This is a genomic window from Actinoplanes sp. ATCC 53533, from assembly GCF_003947245.1.
Map to the genome: position 1 here is coordinate 25,505 of NZ_QHHV01000191.1, position 24,345 is coordinate 49,849.

The following is a 24,345-nucleotide window of genomic DNA, read 5'->3' on the forward strand; positions in this document are numbered from 1 at the left end:
TTGGCCCGGGACGGTCGAACGGGGGTGAGGGACCAGTAAGCGTGAGGGAGAACAGGGCATGGCACGGACCGGCGGTCTGGGATCGGCGTTCGACAATCGCTCGCTGCGGACGAAGATCGGCTCGGCCGTGCTGGTCGCGACCACGATGGGGGTGATCATCGCGGCGGTCGCGTTGCGGACGCTCTACCAGATGGGCGATACCTCCATCGCCGCCCAGCGACACGACCTCGGCGTGCTGAAGGCCTCGTCGGCCGTCGGGCAGAACCTCGAGGCTTTCGTCGGCTCCATCACCGCGATGAAGGCCTATCCGGCGATCGCCGCGGACATCGCCAAGAATCTGGCGGTGCAGCAGGAGACGGTCGACTCCGGCCTGAAGACGCTGGCCACCAGCCTCACCGACCCCGCGGGCACGACGGTCGTCGCCAAGATGAGCACCGACTGGGACGCCTTCAAGACCTTCCTGACCAGCGTGCCGCCGACGGCCACGCCCGCGGAACTGGCCACCGGACTGGCCGATTTCACCAAGCTGCACGACGAGCTCGTCAGCGATCAGGCCGCGGTGGAGCAGTACGTCTCCGACCGGGTGAGCGCGCAGATCGCGGACGCCGAGGAGCGCGAGTCCTCGGCGGTCCAGACCATGGTGGTCCTGCTGGTCGCCGGCGTGGTGGTCAGCCTGTATCTGGGGATGCGGGTCGCCAACCGCGTCCGCCGCGCGGTCGCCGGGGTCTCCCACGCGGCCGAGGGGCTGGCCGAGGGCGACCTCACCCGGTCCTGCGACGTGACCGTCCGCGACGAGGTCGGCCGGATGGCCGCCGCGCTCGACCGCGGCATCAGCCGGCTGCGCGAGGACGTGGTGCAGCTCGTGGGCAACGCCACCACCCTGCGGAATTCCGCCAACCAGCTGACGTCGGTCTCCGGCGCCGTCAGCTCGGCCGCCAACGAGGCGTCCGTGCAGGCCGGCTCGGTCGCCTCGGCGGCCGATGTGGTCTCGAACAACCTGCAGATCGTCTCGACCGGCTCGCAGGACATGGGCGCCTCCATCCGCGAGATCAGCGCTTCGACCTCGGAGGCGACGGGCGTCGCCGCGCAGGCGGTGCAGGTGGCCGCCGCCACCAACGCCACCGTCGCACGGCTCGGCGAGTCGTCCACCGAGATCGCCACCGTGGTCAAGGTCATCACCGCGATCGCCGAGCAGACCAACCTGCTGGCGCTGAACGCGACCATCGAGGCGGCGCGCGCCGGCGACGCCGGCAAGGGCTTCGCGGTCGTCGCGAGCGAGGTCAAGGACCTGGCCCAGGAGACCGCCAAGGCCACCGAGGACATCGTGCGCCGGGTCGAGACGATTCAGGCCGACACCTCCGGCGCGGTGGCGGCGATCGGCGAGATCAGCGCGATCATCGAACGGATCAACGACATCCAGGTGACGATCGCCTCCGCGGTCGAGGAGCAGACGGCCACCACCCAGGAGATGAACCGGACCCTGTCGGAAGCCGCCGACGGGGCCGGCAACATCGCGGCGACCATCGCCGGGGTGTCGGACGCCACCCGCCGGACCACCGAGACCATCGACGAGACCAGCCAGGCCGCCGCCGACCTCGCGGTGATGTCCCGGCAGCTCCAGGACCTGGTCTCCCGCTTCCGCTACTGACCGCGGGCAGGGGTGACCCTCAGTGCGCGGCGTCGGCGCCGAGCTCGACGATCAGCACCCCGGCGGAGATGAGCAGGATGCCGACGGCCATGGTGCGGGTCAGCGGCTCACGGAAGATGAAGCGGGCCAGGACCGCGGTCAGCGCCACCCCGGACGCCGCCCAGATGCCGTAGGCGACGCCCAGCGCGATCCCCTCGGCCAGCGCCAGGCTCAGGAAGACGAAGGCCAGCACGTAGCCACCGGCGACCGGCAGGATCCAGGCCTTCCTGGTCAGGCCGCCGGAGGCGCGCAGCGACATCGTGGCGCCGACCTCGCTCAGGATCGCGGCGATGAGGAACACCCAGGTCATGCCGGCACCTCGTGCTCCCGGGCGGCCCGCTGCGAGCCGAGCTCGACGGTCAGCACGCCGGCGATGATGAGCGCGATGCCCAGGCCCATCAGCGCGGTCAGCGGTTCGCCGTAGATCACCGCGGACAGGATCGCGGTGACGGTGACGCCGCCGGCGCCCCAGATGCCGTACGCGACGCCGATCTTCATGCCGAGCCGCAGGCAGACCGCCAGGAAGGCGAACGCGGCGACGTAACCGGCGGTCACCAGCGCGTACCAGGCGGGCTGGTCGAGGGCGGCCTTGAGGGCGAGGGTCGCCGCGACCTCGCTGCCGATCGCGGCGGTGAGCATGAGCCACTTCTTCATCAGCGGTGCTCGCTTTCGGTGGTGAGGGAGCGGATCAGGTCGACGACGGCGTCGCGATCGGCGGGGCCGGGCGGAAAGACCCCGGTAGCCTCGGCCGCCCAGAGACCGTCGGCCGCGAGGCGGGCGACGGTCAGGGCGGCCCGGGTGCGGCCGTCGAGCCCGGCCGGCAGGTCGAACCAGCGGCCCATCCGCTCCAGCCACGGCCCGGCGAGGCTGGGACGGTAGGCCGCCTCGGTGTAGACGGCATATTCGCCGCGGGAATCCGAGCCCTGGGCGGCGACCTCCGCGTAGGCCCGGATGCGTTCCGCCGGCGTCGCGTCGGCCAGGGCGCCGCCGAGGCACTCCGCCATCGCCCGCTCCAGGCGGGCGGCCGCGTGGTCGACGATGGCCAGCATCAGCGCCTCCCGGCTCGGGAAGTGATACATCAGGCCGGGCTTGGTGATGCCGGCCTCCCGGGCCACGGCGTCCAGGGTGATGTCGGCGCCGTCCGACACCCGCAGCAGCCGCAGGGACGCGTCCAGCAGTGCCGTCCGCTGACTTGGTCTCATCCGGGTTACTTTACCTTCCGGACGGTAAAGTTACAACCGCCGGGTCTGCCCGAAGCACACCTGCCGGCGCGCCCGGCGGCGTACCCTGACCTGGGTGAAGTCCGCGCCGACGGGGCAGACCCCGGCCGACGGCCGACCCCGTGGTCGGGGACGCCGGTCGCGGATCCTGGCCCTGGTGATCTGCCTCGGCATGATCGGCACCGGGCTGGCGGTGGGCGCGCTGCGGCGCACCGACGAGGACAGGCTCAGCCGGGCGCTCGCCCAGCGGACCACGATGGTCGCGCACACCCTGACCGCCGAGATGCGGCGGTACAGCACCTCCCTGCTCGACCTGGCCGGCGCGGTCGGCGCCCAGGCCCAGCTCGCGACGCGCGAGTTCGAGGCGATCACCGCGGCGACCGACCAGCAGCGGCTGCCCGGGGCCACCGGGGTCGCGCTGGTCGTGCCCGCCACCGGCGCGGAGGTGCACCGGGTGCAGGCCACCTGGCGCCGCGCCGGAAGCCCGGACCTGCGGCTGCGGCCCGCGCCGGGGCACTCCTCCGGGCACCTGTTCGTCGTGCTGAGCCGGTCCATCGACGGCACCGGTTCGAGCGCGGGCGAGGACCTGGCGGCGTCGCCCGAGGCCACTGCCGCGCTCAGCCGGGCCCGGGAGGGCCATCAGATCGCGATCAGCGCCGGTTACCAGCTGGTCCAGGACGCGGAGGTGCCCGAGGGCGAGCGCCAACTGGGGTTCCTGCTCGCCGCGCCGGTGTACGCCACCTCACCGTCGGCGAGCGACGCCGGGCAGTTCCGCGGCTGGATGGTGATGGCGCTGCGGGGCGGCGACTTCCTGCGGGACGCGATCGGCCGGATCGCCGGGAACGCCGTCGCCGTCACGCTCTCCGACCCGGAGACCGGTGCCACCGCCCCGGTCGGGCGCCGGCTGCCGGCGGCCGGGATCGACGAGGGCCGGCCCGCCCGTACGGCGCCGATCATCGTGCCGCAGCGCACCTGGCAGGTCACCGTCGCGCCCACCGACCAGGTCCTGCCCGACGCCGACCTGCACCTCGACGTCGTCGCCGCGCTGATCGGCACCCTCATCACGGCGTTGCTCGCCGCGCTGACCGGCGCGATGGTCAGCTCCCGCAACCGCGCGCTGCGGCGGGTGGACATCGCCACCGCCGCGCTGCGCGACGACATCAGCCGCCGCGAGGCGGTCGAGCAGCAACTGCGCCGCCGCGAGGAGGAACTGGTCGGATTCGCCGGCATCGTCGCCCACGACCTGCGCAGCCCGCTCGCCCGCATCACCGGCTACGCCGACTTCCTGCGCGAGCAGGCCGCGCCCCGGCTCGAACCGGAGCACCGCGACTTCCTCGACCGCCTCTACGGCGGCGCCCGGCGCATGCAGTCGCTGATCGACGACCTGCTGAACTACGCCACCGCCGACAACCAGACGCTGCTGCGCCAGCAGGTCGACCTGAACCGGGTGGTGGCCGAGGTGATCCGGGACCGGGTGAACGGCTACGACGACCAGCAGCCCGCGATCGTGCTCTGGCCGCTGCCGACCGTGGACGGCGACCCGGTCCTGCTGCACCAGGTCCTCGACAACCTCATCGGCAACGCCCTGAAATACACCCGCGCCGGCCAGGACCCACGCATCGAGATCAGCGCTACCCCGCAGGACGGCGGAGGCTGCCGGATCGAGGTGGCCGATCGCGGCATCGGCATCCCGGCGGCGCAGCAAGCGACCGTCTTCACCCCGTTCACCAGGGCCGACGGCAGCCAGAACTACCACGGCACCGGGCTGGGGCTGGCCATCGTGCACCGCATCATCGAACGCCACGGCGGCGAGGTGGGGGTGCGGGCGAACCCCGGCGGCGGCAGCCGGTTCTGGTTCACCCTGCCGGCCACCGTCCCGCGCGAGCGGGCCGCGGCCGTGCCGGATCGCGCCGGCGCCGCCTGACGCCGCGCTACTGGCCGATGCGCCCGTCGATCCGCTCGCGCAACAGGTCCGCGTGGCCCAGGTGGCGGGCATACTCATGCACCATGCCGACCAGCACGTCGCGCAGCGACATCAGCCCGCCGCCGCTGCCGTGCTCGTTCAGCGGATCATCACCGGTGATGTCGAGACCGGGCGCCTCGGCCACGAACCGCGTCGCGAAATCCACCTCCGCACGCCAGGCGTCCCACGCCTCCGCGACCACCCGGGGGTCGGCGACAGCACCGTCGAAGTCACCGTCGCGGTCGGTGTCGGAGCAATACAGCCGGGGCACGTCCTGTCCCGACATCAGCACCCGGAACGTCGCACGCTCCACTTCGGCCAGATGCCGCACCAGCCCCAGCAGCGACATCGTCGACGGTGCGACCGAACGCCGCGCCATTGCCTCCGCCGGCACCGTGCCGGGTGGCTACTCTCGCGGTGGCGCGAGCGACGGCGGCCTGGTCGTCGGCTCCATCGGCCTGCTTCCTGCCGATCCTCGAGAAGGCGCGTTCCCTTACCACGTGACGCCGGGCAAACCAGCATCCGGACTTCGTCGACGACGCTTTGTCCGGCTCCCTTGCCGGTGTCCGCCCGGCGGGGGTGGTGGTGGTTGCTCGCTTTGCTCTGCTTCCCCATCGGAAACACCGGGTGGAATGTGCGGGTTTGCTTATCGGTTGATGCCGGCTGGTTAAATCGGTCTGACCGGATTCCACCGGGCCACCCGGGTGGAGCCGGGTCCGTCGGTTTCGCAATCACCAGTCCGAGGCTGTGATGGCGAGGTTCCGAAGGTTGGTCGGGAGCAGCAGCGACCGGCTCAGCGCCTGGCTGCCGCCCATCACCAGGCCGATCCGGCTTGACCGATCGATCACGATCGCGGCTGGACGGCCATCAGGTGATCCGAGATCAGATCACGTTCACGCGGTTCGGCGAACGATGGCCCGCAGGTCGCGCGGCCGCGGCCGGTGAGCGCCAGGCGGTGGCCGCCGTCGCCGAGGCCTACACCTCGTTCGCCTAACGCCGGCCCGCGCCCGTGGTAACCGTGGTCGAACCCGTGGTGGACCCATGGGTCGTGCCTTCCAGTCAGCCAGTCGGGCCGAAGCGCAGTTCCAGGTATCCGCGAAGCAGTTCGAGGTACGGTCGGGCCGCAGGCAGGGGGTCGTCGAGCGCCTTGATCACGGCCGTGAGGTCCGCGGGCGTCGCGTCGGCCAGTGGCAGGTTGGGCAGGGCTGCCAGGCGAGCTGGTAGGGGGTCGACGAACACGTCGACCCCCGTGCGATCCGCCGCGGGACACGCGAACATGTGGCCGTCCGGCGAGTCCCACAGTGTTACAGCGGGCAGCGCCGGGCCGCCGATCTCGGTGAGCGTCCGGGCGTCGCTCCAGTGCAGCCGATCCTCGATGTCGACCGTGGCGATCTCGCCGCGGCCGGGGAACACGGCCAGCGAGGAGACCTGGTGCCGGTGCGGGGGCTCGGTCTCGATCTCGATCGTGTCGCCGCGCACCCGCCAGATCCGCAGGTAGGGTCCTGAGTGGCCGCCGGGTGCCGAGCCGACCATGGCCAGGCGGTCCGGGGCGAGGAAGGCGGCGGCGTTCACGAAGGTGTCGGGCGGACTGCTGGCGAGCACGCGCCGCGCCATGGTGTCGAGGAGCCAGACCCGCTCGCCGCTGTCGACCAGCACCCGCCCGTCGAGTGGGTCGACCGCCGTCAGCCCGTAGTGCCACCGGTCCGGCAGGCCGAGGTCACGGTGAAAACGGACGTTGCTCACCTCGTGCCCGGCGGCGTCGAAGAACGTCAGGGTGCCGTCGTGCGGCAGTCCACCCTGGTAAGGAGGCGGCACACCGCGGCCGGGCAGGATCACGTCCTCCCGGACGAACCCGTCGGAGCGGGGCAGGATCATCTGGTGCGCGACGGCGGTGTTGCCCTTGTGGAGCCCGGTGACGTGGCCGTCGACGACAATGGCCGGCCGGTACCCGCGGTTTTCCCCGCGGTCTGCCAGCCTCGCGTCATAGAGGACACCGGCACGCCGCCGCCGCTCGACGAGGTTGCCGTCCGGCAGGCTGAACAGCAGCCAATCAACGGTCAGGTCGGCTTTGGAGAACGAGACGGCTCTGGAGGACGGGACGGTGACGACCGCCCATCGCCCGTCCGGGGAGAACGAGCAACTGTGCGGCGCGGTGTCCGTGTGCAGCCGTACCGGCGCTGGGAACGCCAAGGCCGATCGGCCGGCCGCCAGCGCATCCGGATCGGCCCGCGCGAGCAGGTCGAACAGCCGCCGCGAGGCCGCGTCGGGGGGCTGCCACCGGCCGGCGATGGAACGGGCGACCGCCGCCGCGTCCGCCAGTGAAAGCCTGCTTGCGCTGTCCCACCGGCGTGGCCAGTCCTGCGGTCCGGCGACCTCCGTGGCCGCCGTGGCGGTGGCCGCCATGCGCACAGTCTCGCGTATCGTCGCCCGGGTCCGCTCGTCGACATCCTCGAGAACGTCGGCGAGCACTGAACCGTCCGCATCGATTCCGGGTAGCCGCGCCATCTGCCCGGTCAGCGCGTAGAAACTCGCCAGCCGGCGCGGTCCCCACTCGGCCAGCACCCGGTCGGGGAGGAGCGAACCGACGGTGGCGCGCTCACGGGCGCTGCGCCGGACGTCTTCGGCGGTCCGGATGAGGTCGCCGACCGCGGAGTCCGGCACCGGACAGCGGGTCAGCTCGGCCGGCACCGGCCGCTCCGGGTCAGCACTGCAGGCGGTCCAGGCGACGCTGATCGCCCGCGGGCTCCCGGCCACAAGCGTGGCGACGGCCCTCCGGTTGACGCCGGTGAGCTGCGGGTCGGTCAACACCCAGCCGACACTGAACGCCAGATCGGCAGGCACCGGCCAACTGGCGAACCCGTCGGGCAGTTCCTGGCTCTTGTCCGGACACCAGGCGTACCAGACTCCGGTGAACGCGTTCGCGTCGCCGCGGGCGCCGGCCGCGACCAAGCGCCGCCACGCGGCTCGGGCGAGCACACCGTGGCCAACGCCCCGACGCGAACGCGCGATCCAGGACAGAAAGAGCGCCGAACTGATCCGCATCCCCTGCTCACTCCTCCCCAGCTGGCGGAGCTGCCACACCCGAGGCTAGCCCGCTGCGACCGGATCAACTCGCTCCTCAGCCGCGACCTGAGGTCCCCGATTCCGCGCCAGCCGACCACCTGTCGGTAACCGGGCTTAGTTGGCGGCCCAATCGCTGCCCACCTGACCAAGATCGATCACTCTTCACGGGACAGAACCCCGCTCTCACGAGCGAAATCAGCCGGGCGTTGGCCGGGGGTGTTTCCGATGAGGAAGCAGAGCAAAGGCGTCCCATGAGCCCAGGTGTCGAGCGGCTGCCTTGGGGAGGTGGTGTGACCAGGCGGTTGTCTCGTTTGTAGACGGTGCCGGTGGTCCGTTCCCAGATCAGCGTCTTGTGCATCCGGGTGACGACCTTGAGCACCTCGGCCCGCGCGCTGTCACCGGCCATCAAGCGCAGCTGGTGCGGGCCGACAGCGTCGGCTCAGGACTCAACGTCCAGGCAGTCAGTGCTCGTCCGCCGGCGGCTACCTATGAATCAGGGTGTGGGCAAGTCAGGCCGGTGCTGTCGTACGGACCGGATGATGTCGTTGCCGATCTGCTCGAGAAAGCGACCGGCCAGCGTGAGTCGGGCTTCGGTGGCGGGGCAGGCCCCGAAGATGTCGGCGCCGCGCAGCACGGTGGCGGCGAGCCGCTGGTTGGCGCGGGCGCCGACCAGCACCGACCGGAAGCCCGCGTCCTCGTCGAGGTGGTACCGGTGGCGTCTGCCGCCGTGGTCGCGGTCGCGGCGGATCAGAGCCTGCTGGTCGAGGAGGGCGACCGCGTGCGAGATGGTCGCCGCGCTGACCTGGAGGTGGCTCGCCAGTTCGGCGGCGGTGCGGCTGCCGGTCTCCGAGGTGAACAGGCAGGCCATGATGCCGGCGGCCGTGCGTGGCAGGCCGGTTTCGATGAGCGCCGCGGTGAGCTCGGTGACGAACGCCGCCGTCGTGCCGGGATCGGGGCCGCTGCTTTCGCTGAGTTGCCGCGTCGCGGCCGGCGGGCTTGGCCTGCGCCGGGCGCGGTGGGTCGTCGCGAGTTGCGCCAGTTCCGCGCGGTATCGGCCCGGTCCGCCGTTGCGCGCGACCTCGCGGCTGACCGTCGAGGTGGGACGGCCGAGCTGCCGGGCGATCTGGACGTAGTCCAGGCCCCGCGCCAAACCCGCGGCGATCCGCTGTCGGTCGGCTCTGGTCAGCCTGCGTCCTGGCATCCGGCCGCCTCCTTCTGTCCGGTGGACCCGACGCAGTATGTGTGCCGGTCGTCGGCCGGTGCAACGTACCGCCTTCGCCGTGCATTAACCGGCACCACCATTGCAATCACTGATCGCGGCTGTGAGCTGCACAGACGGTGCGAACCCGGCGCGCCGGGCCGTTGCCCGGTCTTCGGTTCTTGCTGAACGATCGAATCCGGTCACCCCCGCGGAGACGGGATGACATTCGAGACAGACCAGCGAACAGGAGCACTCATGCGCGCCAAGGGCATCACCTACGACACCGGATTCACCCCTGGTGGGCGCAGCTCGCGAGCTGACTTCCACGCCGACGCGGTGCGGCGGGAGATCCGGACCATCGCCGAAGACCTGCGCTGCGATGCCGTACGGATCACCGGCGGTGACCCCGAGCGGCTGGCGGTCGCGGCCCGGCACGCCGCCGACGCCGGGCTCGAGGTCTGGTTCTCCCCGTTTCCCTGCGAACTCTCCGCCGGCCAACTGCTTCCGTACTTCGCCGACTGCGCGGACCGCGCCGAGGCGGTCGGAGCCGACGTCTTCGTAGCCGGCTGTGAGCTGAGTCTGTTCGCCTCCGGTTTCCTGCCCGGAGCGGACACCTTCGCCCGGATCAAGGCCCTCACCGGCGGCGACGCCGCGGTCCTCGGCGCGCTCGCCGACGCCCGCGCCCCGATGAACGCCCTGCTGGCCGCAACCGCGGCGACCGTGCGCGAGCGGTTCGGCGGCAAGATCACCTATGCTTCCGCCACCTGGGAGGAGATCGACTGGGCGCCCTTCGACATCGTCGGCGTCGACGCCTACGTCGATCCCACAGACCCCGCCTTCCTCCCGGGCCTGCGAAGCTACCTCCGGCACGGCAAGCCGGTCGCGGCGACCGAGTTCGGCTGCTGCACATACCGGGGCGCGGCCGCCCGCAGCGGAATGGGCTGGGACATCGTCGACTACGACGCCGATCCGCCGCACATCGACGGCGACTACGTCCGCGACGAGGATGAACAGGCCAGCTACCTGCGCGAGCTCTTCACCGCCTTCGACAAGGAGGGCGTCGACACGGCGTTCTGGTTCACCTTCGCCGGCTACCACCTCCCGCACCGCGATGATCCGCGCTTCGACCTCGACCTGGCCGCCTTCGGGGTCTGCAAGGTCATGCCCGACGGCGATCTCGCACCCAAGCGGACCTTCCACGCGCTGGCGGAGATCTGACGAGGGGCGTCCACCGGCCGGTCAGATCGCCGCGGGCTGCGGCGATCCGACGGATTCGTACAGCTCCTGCAGCAGGCCGGTCTGTTCGTCCAGGTCGAAGTGGGCCTCGATGTGCCGGCGCGCCTGGCGGCCCAGGCGGGCCCGGAACTCGTCGTCGGTGAGCAGCCGCCGGATGGCCACCGCCAGCGCGGCGCGGTCGCCCTCCCGGCAGAGCAGGCCGGTCTCGCCGTGCAGCACCGCTTCCGGGATGCCGCTGTGGTAGGTCGAGATCGTCGGCAGGCCCATGCTCCCGGCCTCCAGGATCGTGGTCGGCAACCCTTCGGTGTCACCGTTGGGTGCCGTCTTCGACGGGGAGACGAAGACCTTCGACTCGGCCAGGGCACGGCGCACCACCGTGGCGTCCTGGACGCCCAGGAAGGTCGCGTCCAGGCCCAGTTCCGCGGCCCGCAGCCGGATCGGCTCCGCCAGCGGTCCCGCGCCGATGAGCAGGACCCGGGGGCGCAGGTCGGGGAGCATCCCGACCGCTTCCACCAGATCGTCGATGCCCTTCTTCGCGACGAAGCGCCCGACGAAGACGATGTCCCACTTCGGCGGCACCGGGGCCGGAACGGCGGCGATCGGCACGCCGGTGTGGTGCACGCGCACCTTCGCGGGGTCCGCGCCGAGCTCGATCGCCCGGGCCCGGATGAACTCCGACACCGCGATGATGAGGGCCGCCCGGGCGAACGCGGCGCGCAGGTGCCTGCGGTGCCGCAGCCCTCGCAGGCCCGGCCGCCGGGCCTGGCTGGTCACGTCGAGGCCGTGCAGGGTGATGATCAGCGGGACGCCGAGCCGGGTGGCCGCCCGGCTGACGAGCCAGCCGTCGCCCCCGAAGTGCGCGTGGATCACCGTCGGGCGCAGGCCGGACAGCAGCCCGCGCAGTCGCGGCGACCTCCCGGTCAGGCGGAGCAGGAGCCAGCCGAGCCGGCCTCCGGCGGTGTCCGGGTAGGCGATGGCATCGGTGTCCACGGCGATCGGCGACTCGACCTTGACGGCGCCCACGTACGCCGGCCGCCAGCGCGTCAGCGCGCCGCCCTGGTGCCGGATGAACGTCTCGGAGGCCGGCAGTAGGCAACTGCGCCAGATCGCGACCGTCCTACCCGCGGGCGCCGTCACGCGCCAGCTCCTCACTGCGGTCCGCTTGGGCGGGAAGCCGGAGAACCCCGTCATCGCCGCTGCTCTCCGCTGCGGCGGGCACCGCGGGCGCTGCGGCGGGACGCTGCCCACGGCGGCGGCCGAGCACCCGGTCGCGGAGGCTGGCGCGCAGCTTCGGCGGGATGAGCCAGATCTGCAGGAAGGTCAGGTAGTCGATCGCACCGGGCCGCCCGTGCCGGCGCGCTTCGCGCAGCAGCATCCCGAAGACCCGGGCGCTGCGGGTGGGCGCGGCCATCGAGCTGATCACGCTCATGATCAATGCCGCGTACGCCCGCGGGGTGACCAGGTGGCGGCTGCGCCGCAGCCATTCGAGCTGACCCTCCCAGGGCGAGTGCAGCGTGATCCGCGGCCGGTTCTCGTCCTGGTGGAAGATCACCAGCGGCTCGGCCGCGAAGACCAGCTCGATGTCCTCGTGGTGGACCGCCCGCAGCACCCAGTCGAGTTCCTGCATCCGGCGCAGCCCGACGGTGAACGGCTCCCGGCGCAGCAGCACGGTCGGCGCCATGATCGTCGACGTCTGGATGAAGCCGTCGCCGTAGAACAGCCCGCGGCGCACGGTGAGATATTCGCTCACCGGCTCGCCCGGGGCCGGCAACCGGCGCGGCAGGACCGAGTCGGCGCGCGGGGTGCGGTTGATCAGCCGGCTGGCCACCACCGGCATCGCCGTCTTCGCGCCCCTGGCGGCGTCGAGCTGGACCGCGAGCTTGTGCGGCAGCCACTCGTCATCGTCGTCCAGCAGCGCCGTCCAGGGCGCGCGGGCCGCGCGGACGCCGACGTTGCGGGCGTTCGGCGCGCCACCCGGCGCCGGCACCACGACCACCCGCAGCCGGGCATCGGTGATCCGGGCCAGCGCGCGGCTCGTCGGCTCGTCCGGTCCGTCGATCACCACGATGACCTCGATGGCGCCGACCGTCTGCGCCAGCGCGCTGCGGACCGCCCGGGTCACCAGCTCCGGTCGGAAGCGCGTCGGCACGACCACGCTGACTTCGGGCAGCCTATCCATGAGAAACCTCTCAACACACAGCAATGAGGACGAGCGCATTGGCGAGAGCGAATTCACCGCGCGGTCGCATCGGGAGCGCCAAGGGCCGCGACACGGATGGAAGATACGGCTCGTGAAAGGCGCCCGGATGAATAGCCGGTGGCGAACGCAGGTCGTTCGGCCAAGCACTGCCCCGGCCCGAAATGGCGGCGGCGAACCGCGCGAAGACCACCGGCGGGAAACCGGCGTCATCAATGCTGAGCTGCTAGAAGTCGATGCCTTGACGCGCGCGGCTCGGCGCCGCGCCGGCCCCGCCGACCAGTCGCCGGCAAATTTCCGGTTAACGGAAAAGGACAGCCGATCGCACCTTCTCCCAATAACGCGCTGCCGCCGGTTGAATATCCGCCGTCCCCGCGTTTCTCCGCCGCCACCGCCGGCCGGACCCGGCCTATACACTCGCCGACGTTCGAGCGACCGACGTTCGGGCCGAGGACGGAAGCCGGAGAAGCCGCAGATGACAGTCGACGATGCCACCGCCGGCCGCCGCATCGTGATGCTGGTCGACAACGGCGTCGAGGGCGACTCCCGGGTGCAGAAGACCGCCCGGTCGGCCGCCGAGGCGGGGTGGGACGTGATCCTGCTGGGCTGCTCCCCCACCGATGCCCCGCAGCGGTGGCGGCTCGGCCCGGCCCAGGTGCACCTGCTCCCGATGAACGCGGCGCCGGCCGCCGCCGGCCACCGGTCCGCGACCGGGCGCCTCCGCGCACGCCTGCTCGCCCGCGGCGGGCCGCTGCTGCGGGCGGCACGGTGGGCGCGGCGGCCGGTGGAGTACGCGCAGGTGTGGTTCTGGCGCGCGGCCCAGGGCGACCGGTCCTGGCGGCGGCTGGAGCCGGGCCTGTGGAACTACGAGCGGGCCTTCGGCGCGGTGATCGACGGGCTGGCGCCGGATCTGATCCACGCGCACGACTTCCGGATGCTGGGCGTGGGCGCGCGGGCGGCGGAACGGGCCCGGGCCGCCGGCCGCCCGGTCAAGCTACTCTGGGACGCGCACGAGTTCCTGCCCGGGGCCAAGCCCAGGCGGGCCAACGCGCGCTGGCTGCCCGCCCACCTCGCCCACGAGCGGGAGTACGTGCCGTACGCCGACGCGGTGGTGACCGTCTCCACCGCGCTGGCCGACCTGCTGCGGCGTCAGCACCACCTGGCCGAGCTGCCGACCGTGGTGCTCAACGCCCCGGCGGTCACCCCGCACCCGCCGGCGGAGTCCACCCCGGTTCCGGACCTGCGGCGACTGTGCGGAGTGGACGGCGGGACCCCGTTGCTGGTCTACAGCGGATCGGCGACGGCCCAGCGCGGGCTGGGCACCGTCGTGGCGGCGCTGGCCCGGCTGGACGGCGTGCACCTGGCGCTCGTCGTCGGCGACGCGGCCACGCCGTACCTGCGGCAGTTACTCGCCGCCGCGGCCCGGCTCGGGGTCGCCGACCGGGTCCATACCGTTCCCTACGTGCCGCACTGGCAGGTGCCGGCCCTGCTGGCCGCGGCCGACGCCGGGGTCATCCCGATCCACCACTGGCCGAACCACGAGATCGCCCTGATCACGAAGTTCTTCGAATACTCACACGCCCGGCTGCCCATCGTGGTCAGCGAGGTGCGCACCATGGCCGAGACCGTCCGCGCCACCGGGCAGGGCGAGGTGTTCCGGACCCGGGACCCGGCCGACTTCGCGCGCGCGGCCCGGGCCGTGCTGGCCGACCCGGGACGATACCGGGCCGGCTACGACGGGCCGGACAGCCCGCTGCCGGCGTGGACCTGGGAGGCCCAGGCGGCGCTGCTCGACGCCCTCTACCAGAGGTTGCTGGCGGGCGACCAGACGAGCAAGGAGGCCACGGCCCGATGAGCGAGCCCGACGTCAGCATCGTGGTGCCGGTCTACAACACCATGCCCTACCTCACCCAGTGCCTGACCTCGCTGGTGGAGCAGACCATCGGGCTGGACCGGATCCAGATCGTCGCCGTGGACGACGGCTCGACCGACCGCAGCGGCGCGGAGCTGGACCGGTTCGCGCGGCGGTATCCGGCGGCCTTCACCGTCATCCACCAGGCCAACTCCGGCGGCCCCGCCGGGCCGTGCAACCGCGCGCTGGAGGTCGCGACCGGCCGCTACGTCTTCTTCGTCGGCTCCGACGACCGGCTGGGCCCGGATGCGTTGCGACGGCTGGTCGCCGCCGCCGACACCTACGGCTCCGACGTGGTGCTGGGCAAGGTCGTCGGCGTCCATAGCCGGCACATCTACCAGGACATCTTCGCCCGCGACGAGCCCGACCTCGACCTGTTCGACTCGCCGCTGCCGCGGTCGCTGGCCAACACCAAGCTGTTCCGGCGCGAACTGCTCGACAAGCACGCCATCCGCTACCCGGAGGACATGCGGATCGGCAGCGACCTGCCGTTCACCCTGGAGGCGTGCTACCGGGCGCGGCGGATCTCGGTGCTGGCCGACTACGAGTACTACTACGCCGTCCGGCGGTTCAGCGCCACGAACATCACCTATCTCAGCCGGCACGTGGAGCGGCTCCGGACGGTCGAGGCGAACATGGCGTTCGTCGCCAAGCTGATCGGGCCCGGCCGGCAACGCGACGCGATCATGCTGCGCCGCTTCGACCACGAGGTGGCCCGGCTGCTGGAGGACGACCTCCTGCGGCTGGACCGGGACGTCCAGCGGCAGATCCACGAGGGCGTGGGCCGGCTGGTCACCGACCACCTCACCGACGGCATCGCCGGCCGGCTGGGCGCCGAGGCCCGGATCAGGATGGCCCTGACCCGCGACGGCGACGTCGACGACCTGCTCGCCGTGATCCGCCGGGACGCGCGGACCGGTGCGCCGGCCACCCTGGTCGAGGACGGCCGGCGGTACGCGATGTATCCCGGATTCCGCGACCCGGACCGCCGGCTGCCGGACTCCTGCTTCGAGGTGACCGCGATCCCCGACTGGGCGGCCCGGCTCGACGCGACCGGGCTCGCCTGGACGGCCGACGAGCGCGGCCGGCGGGTGCTGGCCATCACCGCGCGTACGCCCGTCGCCGACCTGTCCGCCCTCGGGGCGGACCGGATCGCGGTGAGCGCCGAGGAGATCCGCGCCGATGTCAGCGTCCTCGGCAGCGACGCCACCGGCACCACCCTACGGATCAGGTTCCCGGCGGCGGACCTGCTCGCCGCCAGCGCGGCGACCGGCCAGCGCCGCACCATCTCAGCCCAGGCCGGCACTTGGCACGTGGACGGCGCGATGGGTGCCGCCAACGCCACCGGGGCGGCCGGGTCGATGGCGCTGCGCGCACCCGGGATGCGCGGTCTCCGGCCGCTGATGGTCCGCAGCGGCGCCCGGTTCGCCGCGGTGACCTGCACGGTGGATGGCTCCGGCCGGCTCATGGTCTCGGTGGCGCCGTTGACGCCGCGGCGCGTCGGCGCCCACCTCCGCAGCAGGCTGCGCCGGCGCGGCTGACGACACTTCCCGGCAGGTGCCTGCTTCCCGGGCGACACCCGCTCGCCTACGGTCACTATCGGATGGCGGCACCCGGCCGTCGGAGAGAGGGATCCTCATGGCTCGCATCACCGTCATCGGCGGCACCGGCTACGCGGGGGCGTCGATCGTCCGCGAGGCCGCGGCCCGCGGTCACGAGGTCACCGCGTACAGCCGCTCGGCGCCCGCCGAGCCGGTGCCCGGGGTCCGGTACGAGCAGGGCTCGATGCTCGACGACGAGGTCCGCGCCCGCGCGGTCGAGCGGGCCGACGTCGTGGTGTCCGCCCTGTCGCCGCGCGGCGAGCTGACCCGCGAACTGCTCTCCGTCGACACCCGCCTCGGCGAGCTGGCCGCAGCGGCCGGCGTCCGCTTCGGCGTGGTGGGCGGCTACAGCTCGCTGCGACCGGCGCCGGGCGCTCCCCGCTTCGCCGACGGCGACCTGCCGCCCGAATTCGCCGCCGAGGGCCGGACGATGGCCGCCGTCGCGGACGCCCTGCTGTCCGCGCCCGAGGGGCTCGACTGGTTCTTCGTCAGCCCGGCAGCGCAGTACGGCGCCTTCGCCCCGGGCGAGGCCACCGGCGCCTACCGCCTCGGCGGCGACGTCGCGATCGCCGACGCCGACGGCAAGTCGGTCATCTCCGGCGCCGACTTCGCCTCCGCCGTCGTCGACGAGATCGACAACCCCAAGCATCACCGGATGCACTTCTCGGTCGCCTACTAGCCCGCGGGAGCTGGCTAGACCGGGAGGAGATCCGCCGCGCCGACGAGGGTGAGGATCTGCACCACGACCACGCTGACCGCGGTGATCCGCAGGGCCACCCGCCGATTCGTGGCGATGCGGTGGGTGACGATGAGCGCGCCCGCCCCGGTGGCGTCGAGCAGGGTCACGGCCGCCAGGTTGAGGTTGACGCCGGTCACGTCGCCGCGGTTGAGCAGAGCCAGCAGGGATTCGCGGAGCTGGGGTGCGTGCTGCATCTCCAGTTCCCCGCGGATGGCCACCTCCACTGTCCCCGAGCCGTTGGCCTGGATGTCCAGCACCTGCAGCCCTCCCCCTGGAGTAGTTGGACCCGCCCGTACCCATGATCTCCGAAGTCAAACCCGCGCCGGCATCCTGATCGCGGGGGTGAACCGCGCCCGGTGGCGGACCGGTCGACGGTACCCGCCGCACGATGGGCCTGAACGGCCGCCGCAGCGCCTCGGTTCTGAGACTATGAACCGATATACACCATGAGTCCGGTAAATGTTGATACCGGGTGGGGCTGAAGGGGCGGCCATGGTAGCTGGGGCGTTGTGGGCACAACGCTGGCTTCGCGGAACGGACACGATGCGGGGGCAGGTTCGCACGTTGTTCCTCGGCGTTCTGCTGCTCTGGCCCGCGTTCGGCCTGTGGGGCCTGCTCGGTTCCCGGCCCGAGCTGGCCGCTCTCGCGGTGGTGACCGCTCTCGCGGTGGTGGGGTGGCTCTACGCCGGCTATCGCCGGCAGCGCTTCCCCGCCTGGAGCTGGATCTTCGAAGGCGCCGGCGTGTGCCTGGTCGCCGCGGCCTCCGAGTACGGCCCCACCATCGGCCTGTGTTTCGTCTGGGTCAGCTTCCGCGCGCTGTACGGCGGGCTGCGCGAGAAGATCCTCGGGACCGCCGTGGTCTGCGGGATCATGGCTGCCGGGGCCCTGATGTTCGACGTCCGGCCGGGCGTCGCCATTCCGCTGTTCTTCACCGCGCTGATCTCCCTCGCGGTCAGCCACGTGCTCGCGATGGGCAGCAGCGCCCGCGACCGGTCGGCCGACCGGGAGGGCACGCTGGCCTCCGCCGGCGCCGGGCTGGTCGCCTCGACGACCCGGGCCGAGGCGATGGACGTGACCCTGGGCGCCGCGCTCAGCATGGACCGCGCCGCGAGCGCCGCCCTCATCATGACCGTCACCGGGCCTTCGCTGCACGTGATCGCGGCGGCCGGGGACGTCGGGCCCGAGGCCTATGGCTGGGTCACCGAACTGACCAGGCTGCCCGAGGAGGCCAGGGCAGCGCTGCGGCCGGGCGGATGCGCGGTCGTCTGCGACCAGACCGCCGCCGAGGTCGCCGAGGTTCTGCGGCTGCCCCCGCCCGCCATGATCGTGCTCGCGCCGATGGCGGCGCACGGTGACGCGTTCGGTCTGCTGGTGGTGGCCCTCGACCGGCTGCCGACCGATGATCTGTCGGCAGCCGTGACGACCCTGGCGGACGAGTCGGCCCTCACCCTCGACCAGTTGCTGAGCCGGTCCCGGCTGAGCATCGTGGTCGAGCACTCCGCCGACGCGCTGATCCTCGCCAGCGAGTCGGGTCTGATCCGGTTCGTGAATCCCGCGGCCGAGATGATGCTGGCGTGCCCCAGCGAGGAACTCGTCGGTTCGAACCTCTGGCCGCTGGTGCACGAGGGCGATGTCACCGCGCTGCGGGAGGTCGTGTCGTCGTTCGTCCGGCCGACGCCGGTGCCCTGCCGGATCCGCGGGCGCGAGCACGCCGAGTGGACCGATGTGGAGGCACTGGTCGAGTACGTGAGCGAGCATGACGGCTCGCGGAGCATCGTCTTCACCGCGCGGGACGTCTCCGAACGGCACCGGCTCGAACTGGAACTGCGGCACGCGCAGAAGCTCGAATCGGTCGGCCGGCTCGCCGCCGGCATCGCGCACGAGATCAACACGCCGATCCAGTTCGTCGGGGACAACGCCCGCTTCCTGGAGACCGCGTTCACGGACCTGGACCGGCTGCTCGCCGCGTACCGCGAGCTGGTGTCGGCCGCGCAGGCGAACGGTGACATCGAGACCACCCTGCGGGACGTCGACGCGGTGGCGACCGAGATCGACATCGAGTTCGTGATGGAGGAGGTGCCGACCGCCATCTCGCAGACCCTCGAGGGCATCAGCCGGGTGGCCAACATCGTCCGCGCGATGAAGGCGTTCGGTCATCCCGGCACGGAGGAGAAGAGCCGGGCGGATCTCAACGAGGCGATCAAGAACACCATCGTGGTCGCCAACAACGAGATCAAGTACATCGCCGACGTCGAGACCGACCTCGGGGACCTGCCGCTGGTGCACTGCCACCTCGGCGACATCAACCAGGTGGTGCTCAACCTGGTGGTCAACGCCGCCCACGCGATCGGTGCCGCGGATCGCGGCCGGGGCACGATCCGGGTCAGCACCCGCCCGGAGGACGGGTTCGCCGTCATCGAGGTCGCCGACAGCGGTACGGGGGTGCCCGCGGAGATCGCCGACAAGCTGTTCGACCCGTTCTTCACCACCAAGGAGGTGGGCACGGGCACCGGGCAGGGACTCGCGCTGGTGCGCACCCTGGTGGCCGACCGGCACGGCGGCACCATCGACTTCACCAGCACCGTCGGGGTCGGCACCGTCTTCACCGTACGGCTGCCGGTGGCCGGCCTCGAGGAGCTGCCGATGAACACCGAGCTCGCGGAGGTTTCCCTGTGACCCCGGGCAGTGTCGTGACCGAGCGGCCACACATCCTGTTCGTCGACGACGAGCCCCGGATCCTCGGCGGCCTGCGCCGCATGCTCAGGACCTACCGGGACCGCTGGGACATGTCCTTCGCCGAGGGCGCCGAGGCCGCCCTGGTCGCGCTCCGGGACCGGCCGTGCGACGTGATCGTCTCCGACTACCGGATGCCCGGGATGAACGGCGCGCAGCTGCTGGAACGGGTGCGGCTGGAGTATCCGGGCACGGCCCGGGTGATCCTCTCGGGCCAGACCAACGAGGACAACCTGCTCAGCATCATGGTGCTGGCCCACGAGTTCCTCACCAAGCCGAGCTCACCGGAGCAGCTGGTCGCCACGGTCGAACGGCTCATCGACGTCCGCGCGACCACCGGTGCGGGCACCCGGTCGGAGCGGGCCGACGTCCAGTCGCTGCCGAGTCCGCCGCACACGCTCATCGAGCTCACGGCGGCGCTGGACAACGACGAGGCGTCGGCGCGCTCCATCGGCACCATCATCGAGCAGGATCCCGCCGCCACCGCCAAGGTGCTGCAGCTGGTGAACTCGTCGGCGTACACGGTGGGCCGCAAGATCAGCGATGTCGGCCAGGCGGTGGCCCTGCTCGGCCTGCACACGGTGCGCGGGCTGGTGCTGATGCACGACCTGATCCGCACGTTCGACGTCGCGGGCGGGGTTCCGGCCGCGTGGATGGATGGGCTGACCCTGCACTCGGTCGAGACCTCGCGGCTGTGCCGGATGTTCGCCGACGGCACCGATTGGGAGAGCAACGCCTTCACCGCCGGCCTGCTGCACGAGGTGGGCCAGCTGGTCCTCGCCTCGACGCGACCGGGCGAGTTCGCGGAAGCCCTCGAGGCGTGGCGCGGCCCGGAGGCGGAGCCGGCGGACACCGCCTTCCTGTGCGTCACGGAGTCGGCGATCATCGGCTTCTCGCACATCGACGCGGGTGCCGATCTGCTGCGGTTCTGGGGACTGCCGGTCCCGGTGATCGAGGCGGTCGCCGGCCACGCGGCGACGGTGCAACCCGGTGCGGTGGTCGACGCGTCGTCCGCCGTCGCGCTGGCGCACATGGTGGTGGAGGCGGAGATGGGTCCGGTGTGCGGGCCGGGCGGTGCCGCCTCGCTAGACGAGGATCAGTTCGACGACCAGGCCCGCGAGGCGATCACCCGGTGGCGCCGGGAGCGGAGCCGGCATCAGCAGTGACAGCGTCGTTGTCCAGGACCATCAGCGGCTCGGCGACGCTGTCCTCCAGGGCGGCGAAGTTGCGCAGCCGGGTGACCAGACCGACGGTGACCTCCTGACCGGCGTTCACCAGCAGGACGTCGGACTTGCTGCGCACGGCGGCGGCCAGCACCATGCCGGACTGCAGGTCGTCCAGCATGACACCGCGGATCGACTCGGTCGTGGCCGCGGCGGTCGACGCGAATGCCTCCAGCAGGGCGGGGTCGTAGTGCTGGGTGTTGGCACGCATCGTCGCCAGCGCGACCGTCGCTGACATCCCCTGCAGCAGCAGCGCGTCGTGGTCCTGCACCAGCCGCAGCAGCCGCCCCCCGAACGGGATCCGGTCGCCGGAGACGGCGGTCGCGGGTGGCCCCGAACCGTCGAAGCCCTTGCGGGAGTAGTGAATGCACTCGGCGACCTGGGCCATCCGGGGAATCGGTGAGATGAGTTGTTCCGCGACGGCCGGCAACTGGTCCACCATCGCCTGCTCCGCCGGGCTCAGCTCCACACCGGCATCGAGCTTGCCGGCGACGGTCGGGGGCAGCGACACGATGCCCAGCTGCGCCATCTCGACGGCGAGCTCGACCGCCCACCGGTCCTCGACCTCGACCTTGTCGAGGATCGCGGACGCCACCCGCCGCATCCGGGCCGCGCGGCCGAACGCCATCGGGCTGGCCAGCGACAGCACGTCGGACAGGGCCTTGACGCTGCCCTGCAGGGTGCGCTCCAGCAGCTCGCGCTCGGACACGATCAGCTTGTGCTGGGTGACGCAGTCGCGCAGGGCGGCCGTCATGGTCTCCGGGTCGACCGGCTTGAGGAGCATCCGGTAGACGCGCCCCTTGTTCACGGTGACGGCGGCGTCGGCGAGGCTGGTGTGGCCGGTGAGCAGCATCCGGGTGCTGGTGGGCGCCGCCTTCGCCGCCGCGGCCAGGAACTCGGCGCCGTTGATGCCGGGCATCAGGAAGTCCGACACGATCACGGCGAACGGATCGTCCGGCTTGAGGGCGAACAACCCGTTCGCGGCTCCGACCGCGGTCTCGACCGTGAAGTCGCGCCGCAGTTGCCGCCGGAGCCCGTCGAGCAGATTCGGCTCATCGTCGACCAGCAGGATCCGGGGTTTGTCGACGGCGGTCGTCATGCGGGGCTCCTCGCATTGTCCGAATTAGCCGAATATATCTGCTCCTATGCTTTTCCGGACGGGATTCCCGCACTCTGCTCCGAGGTCCCGTAGGTCAGCGAGAGGGTGAAGACCGATCCGCTGTTGAGCACGGAGGTGACCGCGACGTCCCCGCCCATCGCGCGGGCCAGCCGGCGGGCGATGAACAGTCCGAGTCCCGTGCCGCTGGTGCTCATCGTCATCGGGTCCTCGACCCGGTGGAACTTGTCGAAGACCTTGTCGAGCTGGTCGGCGGGAATGCCGCGGCCGTGGTCGCGGACGTCGACGTGCACCCGCGTCTCGTCGAGCCGCATGCCGACCGACACCTCGGTCTCCGCCGCGGAGTACTTGAGGCCGTTGCCGATCATGTTGGCGAGCACCTGCAGGGCCCGGCCGTCGTCGCAGTGCGCCAGGACCGGCCCCGGGGGCAGCTCCAGCACGACCCGGTCGGAGCCGAGGTCGCGGGCCGCTTGGGTGGCCAGGGCGCAGAGGTCGTGGGTGCCCGCCGACACCTGCAACGAGACGTCGTCCGGGTTGTCGCTGAACCGCGAGGCGAGCAACAGGTCCTCCACCAGCCGGGACAGGTGCCCGGCGCGGTCGCCGATGAGGTTCAGCGCGTCCAGCCGCTTCTGCGGGGTCATCCGCTCGCCCCGGGAACGCAGGAGATCGACGTAGCCGATGATCGGTGTCAGCGGGGTGCGCAGCTCGTGGGAGACCATGGCGATGAAGTCGGACTTGAGCCGCTCGGTGCGGTACTCGCGGGTCAGGTCGCTGATCACGACCACGTCCCGGACGAGCAGACCGGCGGTGAAGATCGCCGAGTGCGCGAGCCGCAGCCGGCGCTGCTCGCCGTCCCGGCGGCGGACGGTCAGCTCGGCGACCGTCATCGGCTGCGCCACCGAGACGGGCATCAGCAGCTGGCCCTCCTCCTCGGCCGGCACGTCGAGGACCTCGGCGAGCGGCCGGCCGATCGCGTCGCCGGCGTCGACCCCGGTGATCTCCGCCAGCGCCCGGCTCCAGACCTCGACCAGGCCGGCGCCGTCGATCACCATGATGCCCTCGGCGGACTGCTCGACGACCGCCTGCAGCTTGCTGGTCTCGGCCACCAGCCGGTCCAGGTGCTCGGCGCCGCGCATCGCCACGGCGAGGGCGCTGGCCAGCGAGGCCAGCAGGGTGACGTCCCCGGTGGTCATCCAGCCGCGGCTGCGGTCCCGGGTGCCGAAGGCCGCCGTACCGAATCGGCTCCCGCCGCCCTGCACCGGCACGACCACCATCCGGCGCAGGCCGTCGGGCAGGTCCTCGGCGAGGTGCACGGGCCCGTCGATGCGGCCGAGGGCGGCGAGGTATTCCGGCACCGGCCCCTGCAGCAGCGTCGAGGGGTCGGCGCCCTCCACGGACAGCGCCAGGTCGTCGTGCTCCAGCACCGCGACCGCGAAGTCGGCACCGAAGGCCTCCCGGACCAGGACGAGGAACTGGCGCACCACGTCCTCCCGCTCGGCCAGCGCGTGGGACAACTGGAGCAGGCAGGCGGATCGCGCGTGTTCGTCGGCCTCCCGCGCCGCCGCCCGGTACGCGTAGGTCACGGCGAGGGCGGGCATCGCCATGAACGGCAGCAGCAGCGGCGAGTGCAGCGCGATCTCGGCGGTCATCAGCCCGGTCGCCATCGTCCCGACGGCCATGTAGGCGGACAGCCGGGCCTCCGAGCGCACGATCCGCCAGGGCGGCAGCTCGTTGATCACGCCGAGGATCTGTGCCAGGCAGCAGAGGTTCACCCCGGTGAAGGCGATCGTGCCGGCCACCACGCCGGCCAGCACCCCCAGGGTCATCGCCCCGGGCGCACCGCCGATCAGGTGCACGATGAGGATCAGGACGGCGGTGGCCGCCGTGTAGGTGCCGAGGTTGAACACGGCCTTGACGACCGCCCGCCGCTGCAGCGCGCTGGCGAGCACCAGCCCGGCGGCGGCGGCGATGAGGGCGTCCCGCGGCGGCAGCAGCAGCACGTCGATGACCAGCGCCACCTCGTAGAGGCTGAGTTCCTCGACGGCCTCCCCGTGCCGCAACCGGACCACGGTCATCTCGGCGAGGCAGCTCAGCACCGTCAGCCCGGGCAGCAACGCCGCCGTCGGCACGCCGAGGCCCCGCAGGACGCTGCCGCGATCCGCGAGGCCGATCGCCACCGCGCCGGCCAGGACGGCGCCCAGCAGGGCGACACCCACGACCCGGCGCAGGATCGGATCACGCAGTTGTTCGCGCACGGCGGCGGCCGCCCGGGACAGACCCGGGCGGCCGGCGCTTGACGGTGCTGAGATCACGAGGCGGGCAACCACGCCCAGGAGCGGGCGCTCCATCGGTCCGCCGCCCAGGCCCGCGCGGCCCAGTCGTCGCCGGCCCAGGCGCGGGCCGCCCAGTCGTCGCCGGCCCAGGCCCGCGCCGCCCAGTCGTCGGAGGCCCAG

General features: G+C 72.1%; 20 protein-coding genes. 9 read left to right on the forward strand and 11 right to left on the reverse strand.

Annotation, left to right across the window (positions count from 1 at the left end):
• Window positions 1–58: 58 nt before the first annotated feature.
• On the forward strand, window positions 59–1,648 hold the full coding sequence (locus DMB66_RS45510; protein WP_125810346.1) for a methyl-accepting chemotaxis protein: 1,590 nt from the start codon (window positions 59–61) through the stop codon (window positions 1,646–1,648).
• Between the two features lie 19 nt (window positions 1,649–1,667).
• Here DMB66_RS45510 and DMB66_RS45515 read toward each other — a convergent pair whose 3' ends face one another.
• Genes DMB66_RS45515 through DMB66_RS45525 form a run of 3 tightly spaced genes read right to left on the reverse strand, consistent with a single transcriptional unit; the run spans window position 1,668 to window position 2,889 of the window.
• Window positions 1,668–1,997 carry a multidrug efflux SMR transporter gene (locus DMB66_RS45515; RefSeq protein WP_125810347.1) on the reverse strand — a complete coding sequence of 110 codons (330 nt, stop codon included), beginning with the start codon at window positions 1,995–1,997 and terminating at the stop codon, window positions 1,668–1,670.
• Window positions 1,994–2,341 carry a multidrug efflux SMR transporter gene (locus DMB66_RS45520; RefSeq protein ID WP_125810348.1) on the reverse strand — a complete coding sequence of 116 codons (348 nt, stop codon included), beginning with the start codon at window positions 2,339–2,341 and terminating at the stop codon, window positions 1,994–1,996. Before DMB66_RS45520 ends, DMB66_RS45515 begins: the two co-directional genes overlap by 4 nt.
• Window positions 2,341–2,889, reverse strand: a complete 549-nt coding sequence (locus tag DMB66_RS45525; protein ID WP_125810349.1) for a TetR/AcrR family transcriptional regulator — start codon at window positions 2,887–2,889, stop codon at window positions 2,341–2,343. Before DMB66_RS45525 ends, DMB66_RS45520 begins: the two co-directional genes overlap by 1 nt.
• Window positions 2,890–2,983: 94 nt before the next feature.
• Here DMB66_RS45525 and DMB66_RS45530 point away from each other — a divergent pair, with 94 nt between their 5' ends.
• Window positions 2,984–4,831: an ATP-binding protein gene (locus DMB66_RS45530; protein ID WP_125810350.1), complete on the forward strand. Its 1,848-nt coding sequence runs from the start codon at window positions 2,984–2,986 to the stop codon at window positions 4,829–4,831.
• Window positions 4,832–4,838: 7 nt separating this feature from the next.
• On the opposite strand, the gene DMB66_RS45535 is transcribed toward DMB66_RS45530, so the two are convergent.
• Entirely contained in the window at window positions 4,839–5,249 is a 411-nt protein-coding gene (locus tag DMB66_RS45535; protein WP_125810351.1) for a DinB family protein, read from the reverse strand.
• A 492-nt stretch (window positions 5,250–5,741) separates the two neighbouring features.
• On the opposite strand from DMB66_RS45535, the gene DMB66_RS65400 reads away from it, so the two are divergent.
• Window positions 5,742–5,864 (forward strand): hypothetical protein, encoded by a 123-nt coding sequence (locus DMB66_RS65400; protein WP_255441341.1) that lies wholly within the window; start codon window positions 5,742–5,744, stop codon window positions 5,862–5,864.
• A 65-nt stretch (window positions 5,865–5,929) separates the two neighbouring features.
• Here the strand turns inward: DMB66_RS65400 and DMB66_RS45545 are convergent, their stop codons facing one another.
• Both DMB66_RS45545 and DMB66_RS45550 read right to left on the reverse strand, forming a co-directional pair.
• Entirely contained in the window at window positions 5,930–7,912 is a 1,983-nt protein-coding gene (locus tag DMB66_RS45545) for a hypothetical protein (protein WP_125810352.1), read from the reverse strand.
• Window positions 7,913–8,426: 514 nt separating this feature from the next.
• Window positions 8,427–9,134 carry a helix-turn-helix domain-containing protein gene (locus DMB66_RS45550; protein ID WP_125810353.1) on the reverse strand — a complete coding sequence of 236 codons (708 nt, stop codon included), beginning with the start codon at window positions 9,132–9,134 and terminating at the stop codon, window positions 8,427–8,429.
• Between the two features lie 219 nt (window positions 9,135–9,353).
• Between DMB66_RS45550 and DMB66_RS45555 the strand changes: the two genes are divergently transcribed.
• Window positions 9,354–10,352 carry a hypothetical protein gene (locus DMB66_RS45555; protein ID WP_199753006.1) on the forward strand — a complete coding sequence of 333 codons (999 nt, stop codon included), beginning with the start codon at window positions 9,354–9,356 and terminating at the stop codon, window positions 10,350–10,352.
• Between the two features lie 21 nt (window positions 10,353–10,373).
• Here the strand turns inward: DMB66_RS45555 and DMB66_RS45560 are convergent, their stop codons facing one another.
• Window positions 10,374–11,507 (reverse strand): glycosyltransferase, encoded by a 1,134-nt coding sequence (locus DMB66_RS45560; protein ID WP_233625308.1) that lies wholly within the window; start codon window positions 11,505–11,507, stop codon window positions 10,374–10,376.
• A complete protein-coding gene (locus DMB66_RS45565) occupies window positions 11,488–12,549 on the reverse strand; it encodes a glycosyltransferase family 2 protein (RefSeq protein WP_125810355.1) in 1,062 nt (353 codons plus the stop codon). Before DMB66_RS45565 ends, DMB66_RS45560 begins: the two co-directional genes overlap by 20 nt.
• A 493-nt stretch (window positions 12,550–13,042) precedes the next feature.
• Between DMB66_RS45565 and DMB66_RS45570 the strand changes: the two genes are divergently transcribed.
• The 3 genes from DMB66_RS45570 to DMB66_RS45580 all read left to right on the forward strand — a co-directional run bounded on the left by DMB66_RS45570 (window position 13,043) and on the right by DMB66_RS45580 (window position 16,759).
• A complete protein-coding gene (locus DMB66_RS45570) occupies window positions 13,043–14,422 on the forward strand; it encodes a glycosyltransferase family 4 protein (RefSeq protein WP_233625309.1) in 1,380 nt (459 codons plus the stop codon).
• On the forward strand, window positions 14,419–16,020 hold the full coding sequence (locus DMB66_RS45575) for a glycosyltransferase (RefSeq protein ID WP_125810356.1): 1,602 nt from the start codon (window positions 14,419–14,421) through the stop codon (window positions 16,018–16,020). Before DMB66_RS45570 ends, DMB66_RS45575 begins: the two co-directional genes overlap by 4 nt.
• A 97-nt stretch (window positions 16,021–16,117) precedes the next feature.
• Window positions 16,118–16,759 (forward strand): NAD(P)-dependent oxidoreductase, encoded by a 642-nt coding sequence (locus tag DMB66_RS45580; RefSeq protein ID WP_125810357.1) that lies wholly within the window; start codon window positions 16,118–16,120, stop codon window positions 16,757–16,759.
• A gap of 14 nt (window positions 16,760–16,773) precedes the next feature.
• Here the strand turns inward: DMB66_RS45580 and DMB66_RS45585 are convergent, their stop codons facing one another.
• Window positions 16,774–17,076, reverse strand: a complete 303-nt coding sequence (locus DMB66_RS45585) for an STAS domain-containing protein (protein ID WP_125810358.1) — start codon at window positions 17,074–17,076, stop codon at window positions 16,774–16,776.
• Between the two features lie 286 nt (window positions 17,077–17,362).
• Here DMB66_RS45585 and DMB66_RS45590 point away from each other — a divergent pair, with 286 nt between their 5' ends.
• Together DMB66_RS45590 and DMB66_RS45595 are read left to right on the forward strand one after the other, a co-directional pair.
• Window positions 17,363–19,495, forward strand: a complete 2,133-nt coding sequence (locus DMB66_RS45590) for an ATP-binding protein (RefSeq protein WP_158647572.1) — start codon at window positions 17,363–17,365, stop codon at window positions 19,493–19,495.
• Window positions 19,492–20,718: a response regulator gene (locus DMB66_RS45595; RefSeq protein WP_125810360.1), complete on the forward strand. Its 1,227-nt coding sequence runs from the start codon at window positions 19,492–19,494 to the stop codon at window positions 20,716–20,718. The genes DMB66_RS45590 and DMB66_RS45595 overlap by 4 nt, the downstream gene beginning before the upstream one ends.
• Here DMB66_RS45595 and DMB66_RS45600 read toward each other — a convergent pair.
• Window positions 20,678–21,874, reverse strand: coding sequence for an HD domain-containing phosphohydrolase (locus DMB66_RS45600; RefSeq protein WP_125810361.1), 1,197 nt, complete (start codon window positions 21,872–21,874; stop codon window positions 20,678–20,680). The two genes, DMB66_RS45595 and DMB66_RS45600, sit on opposite strands and share 41 nt — an antisense overlap.
• Window positions 21,875–21,918: 44 nt before the next feature.
• Window positions 21,919–24,204 carry a cell wall metabolism sensor histidine kinase WalK gene (locus DMB66_RS45605; protein WP_233625310.1) on the reverse strand — a complete coding sequence of 762 codons (2,286 nt, stop codon included), beginning with the start codon at window positions 24,202–24,204 and terminating at the stop codon, window positions 21,919–21,921.
• Between the last annotated feature and the right edge of the window lie 141 nt (window positions 24,205–24,345).

Excerpts from the sequence above, each read along its gene's own strand:
- DMB66_RS45510 (WP_125810346.1), top strand. The coding sequence starts at position 59 with ATGGCACGGACCGGCGGTCTGGGATCGGCGTTCGACAATCGCTCGCTG.
- DMB66_RS45515 (WP_125810347.1), bottom strand. The coding sequence starts at position 1,997 with ATGACCTGGGTGTTCCTCATCGCCGCGATCCTGAGCGAGGTCGGCGCC.
- DMB66_RS45520 (WP_125810348.1), bottom strand. The coding sequence starts at position 2,341 with ATGAAGAAGTGGCTCATGCTCACCGCCGCGATCGGCAGCGAGGTCGCG.
- DMB66_RS45525 (WP_125810349.1), bottom strand. The coding sequence starts at position 2,889 with ATGAGACCAAGTCAGCGGACGGCACTGCTGGACGCGTCCCTGCGGCTG.
- DMB66_RS45535 (WP_125810351.1), bottom strand. The coding sequence starts at position 5,249 with ATGGCGCGGCGTTCGGTCGCACCGTCGACGATGTCGCTGCTGGGGCTG.
- DMB66_RS45545 (WP_125810352.1), bottom strand. The coding sequence starts at position 7,912 with ATGCGGATCAGTTCGGCGCTCTTTCTGTCCTGGATCGCGCGTTCGCGT.
- DMB66_RS45550 (WP_125810353.1), bottom strand. The coding sequence starts at position 9,134 with ATGCCAGGACGCAGGCTGACCAGAGCCGACCGACAGCGGATCGCCGCG.
- DMB66_RS45555 (WP_199753006.1), top strand. The coding sequence starts at position 9,354 with ATGACATTCGAGACAGACCAGCGAACAGGAGCACTCATGCGCGCCAAG.
- DMB66_RS45565 (WP_125810355.1), bottom strand. The coding sequence starts at position 12,549 with ATGGATAGGCTGCCCGAAGTCAGCGTGGTCGTGCCGACGCGCTTCCGA.
- DMB66_RS45570 (WP_233625309.1), top strand. The coding sequence starts at position 13,043 with ATGACAGTCGACGATGCCACCGCCGGCCGCCGCATCGTGATGCTGGTC.
- DMB66_RS45575 (WP_125810356.1), top strand. The coding sequence starts at position 14,419 with ATGAGCGAGCCCGACGTCAGCATCGTGGTGCCGGTCTACAACACCATG.
- DMB66_RS45580 (WP_125810357.1), top strand. The coding sequence starts at position 16,118 with ATGGCTCGCATCACCGTCATCGGCGGCACCGGCTACGCGGGGGCGTCG.
- DMB66_RS45590 (WP_158647572.1), top strand. The coding sequence starts at position 17,363 with ATGCGGGGGCAGGTTCGCACGTTGTTCCTCGGCGTTCTGCTGCTCTGG.
- DMB66_RS45600 (WP_125810361.1), bottom strand. The coding sequence starts at position 21,874 with ATGACGACCGCCGTCGACAAACCCCGGATCCTGCTGGTCGACGATGAG.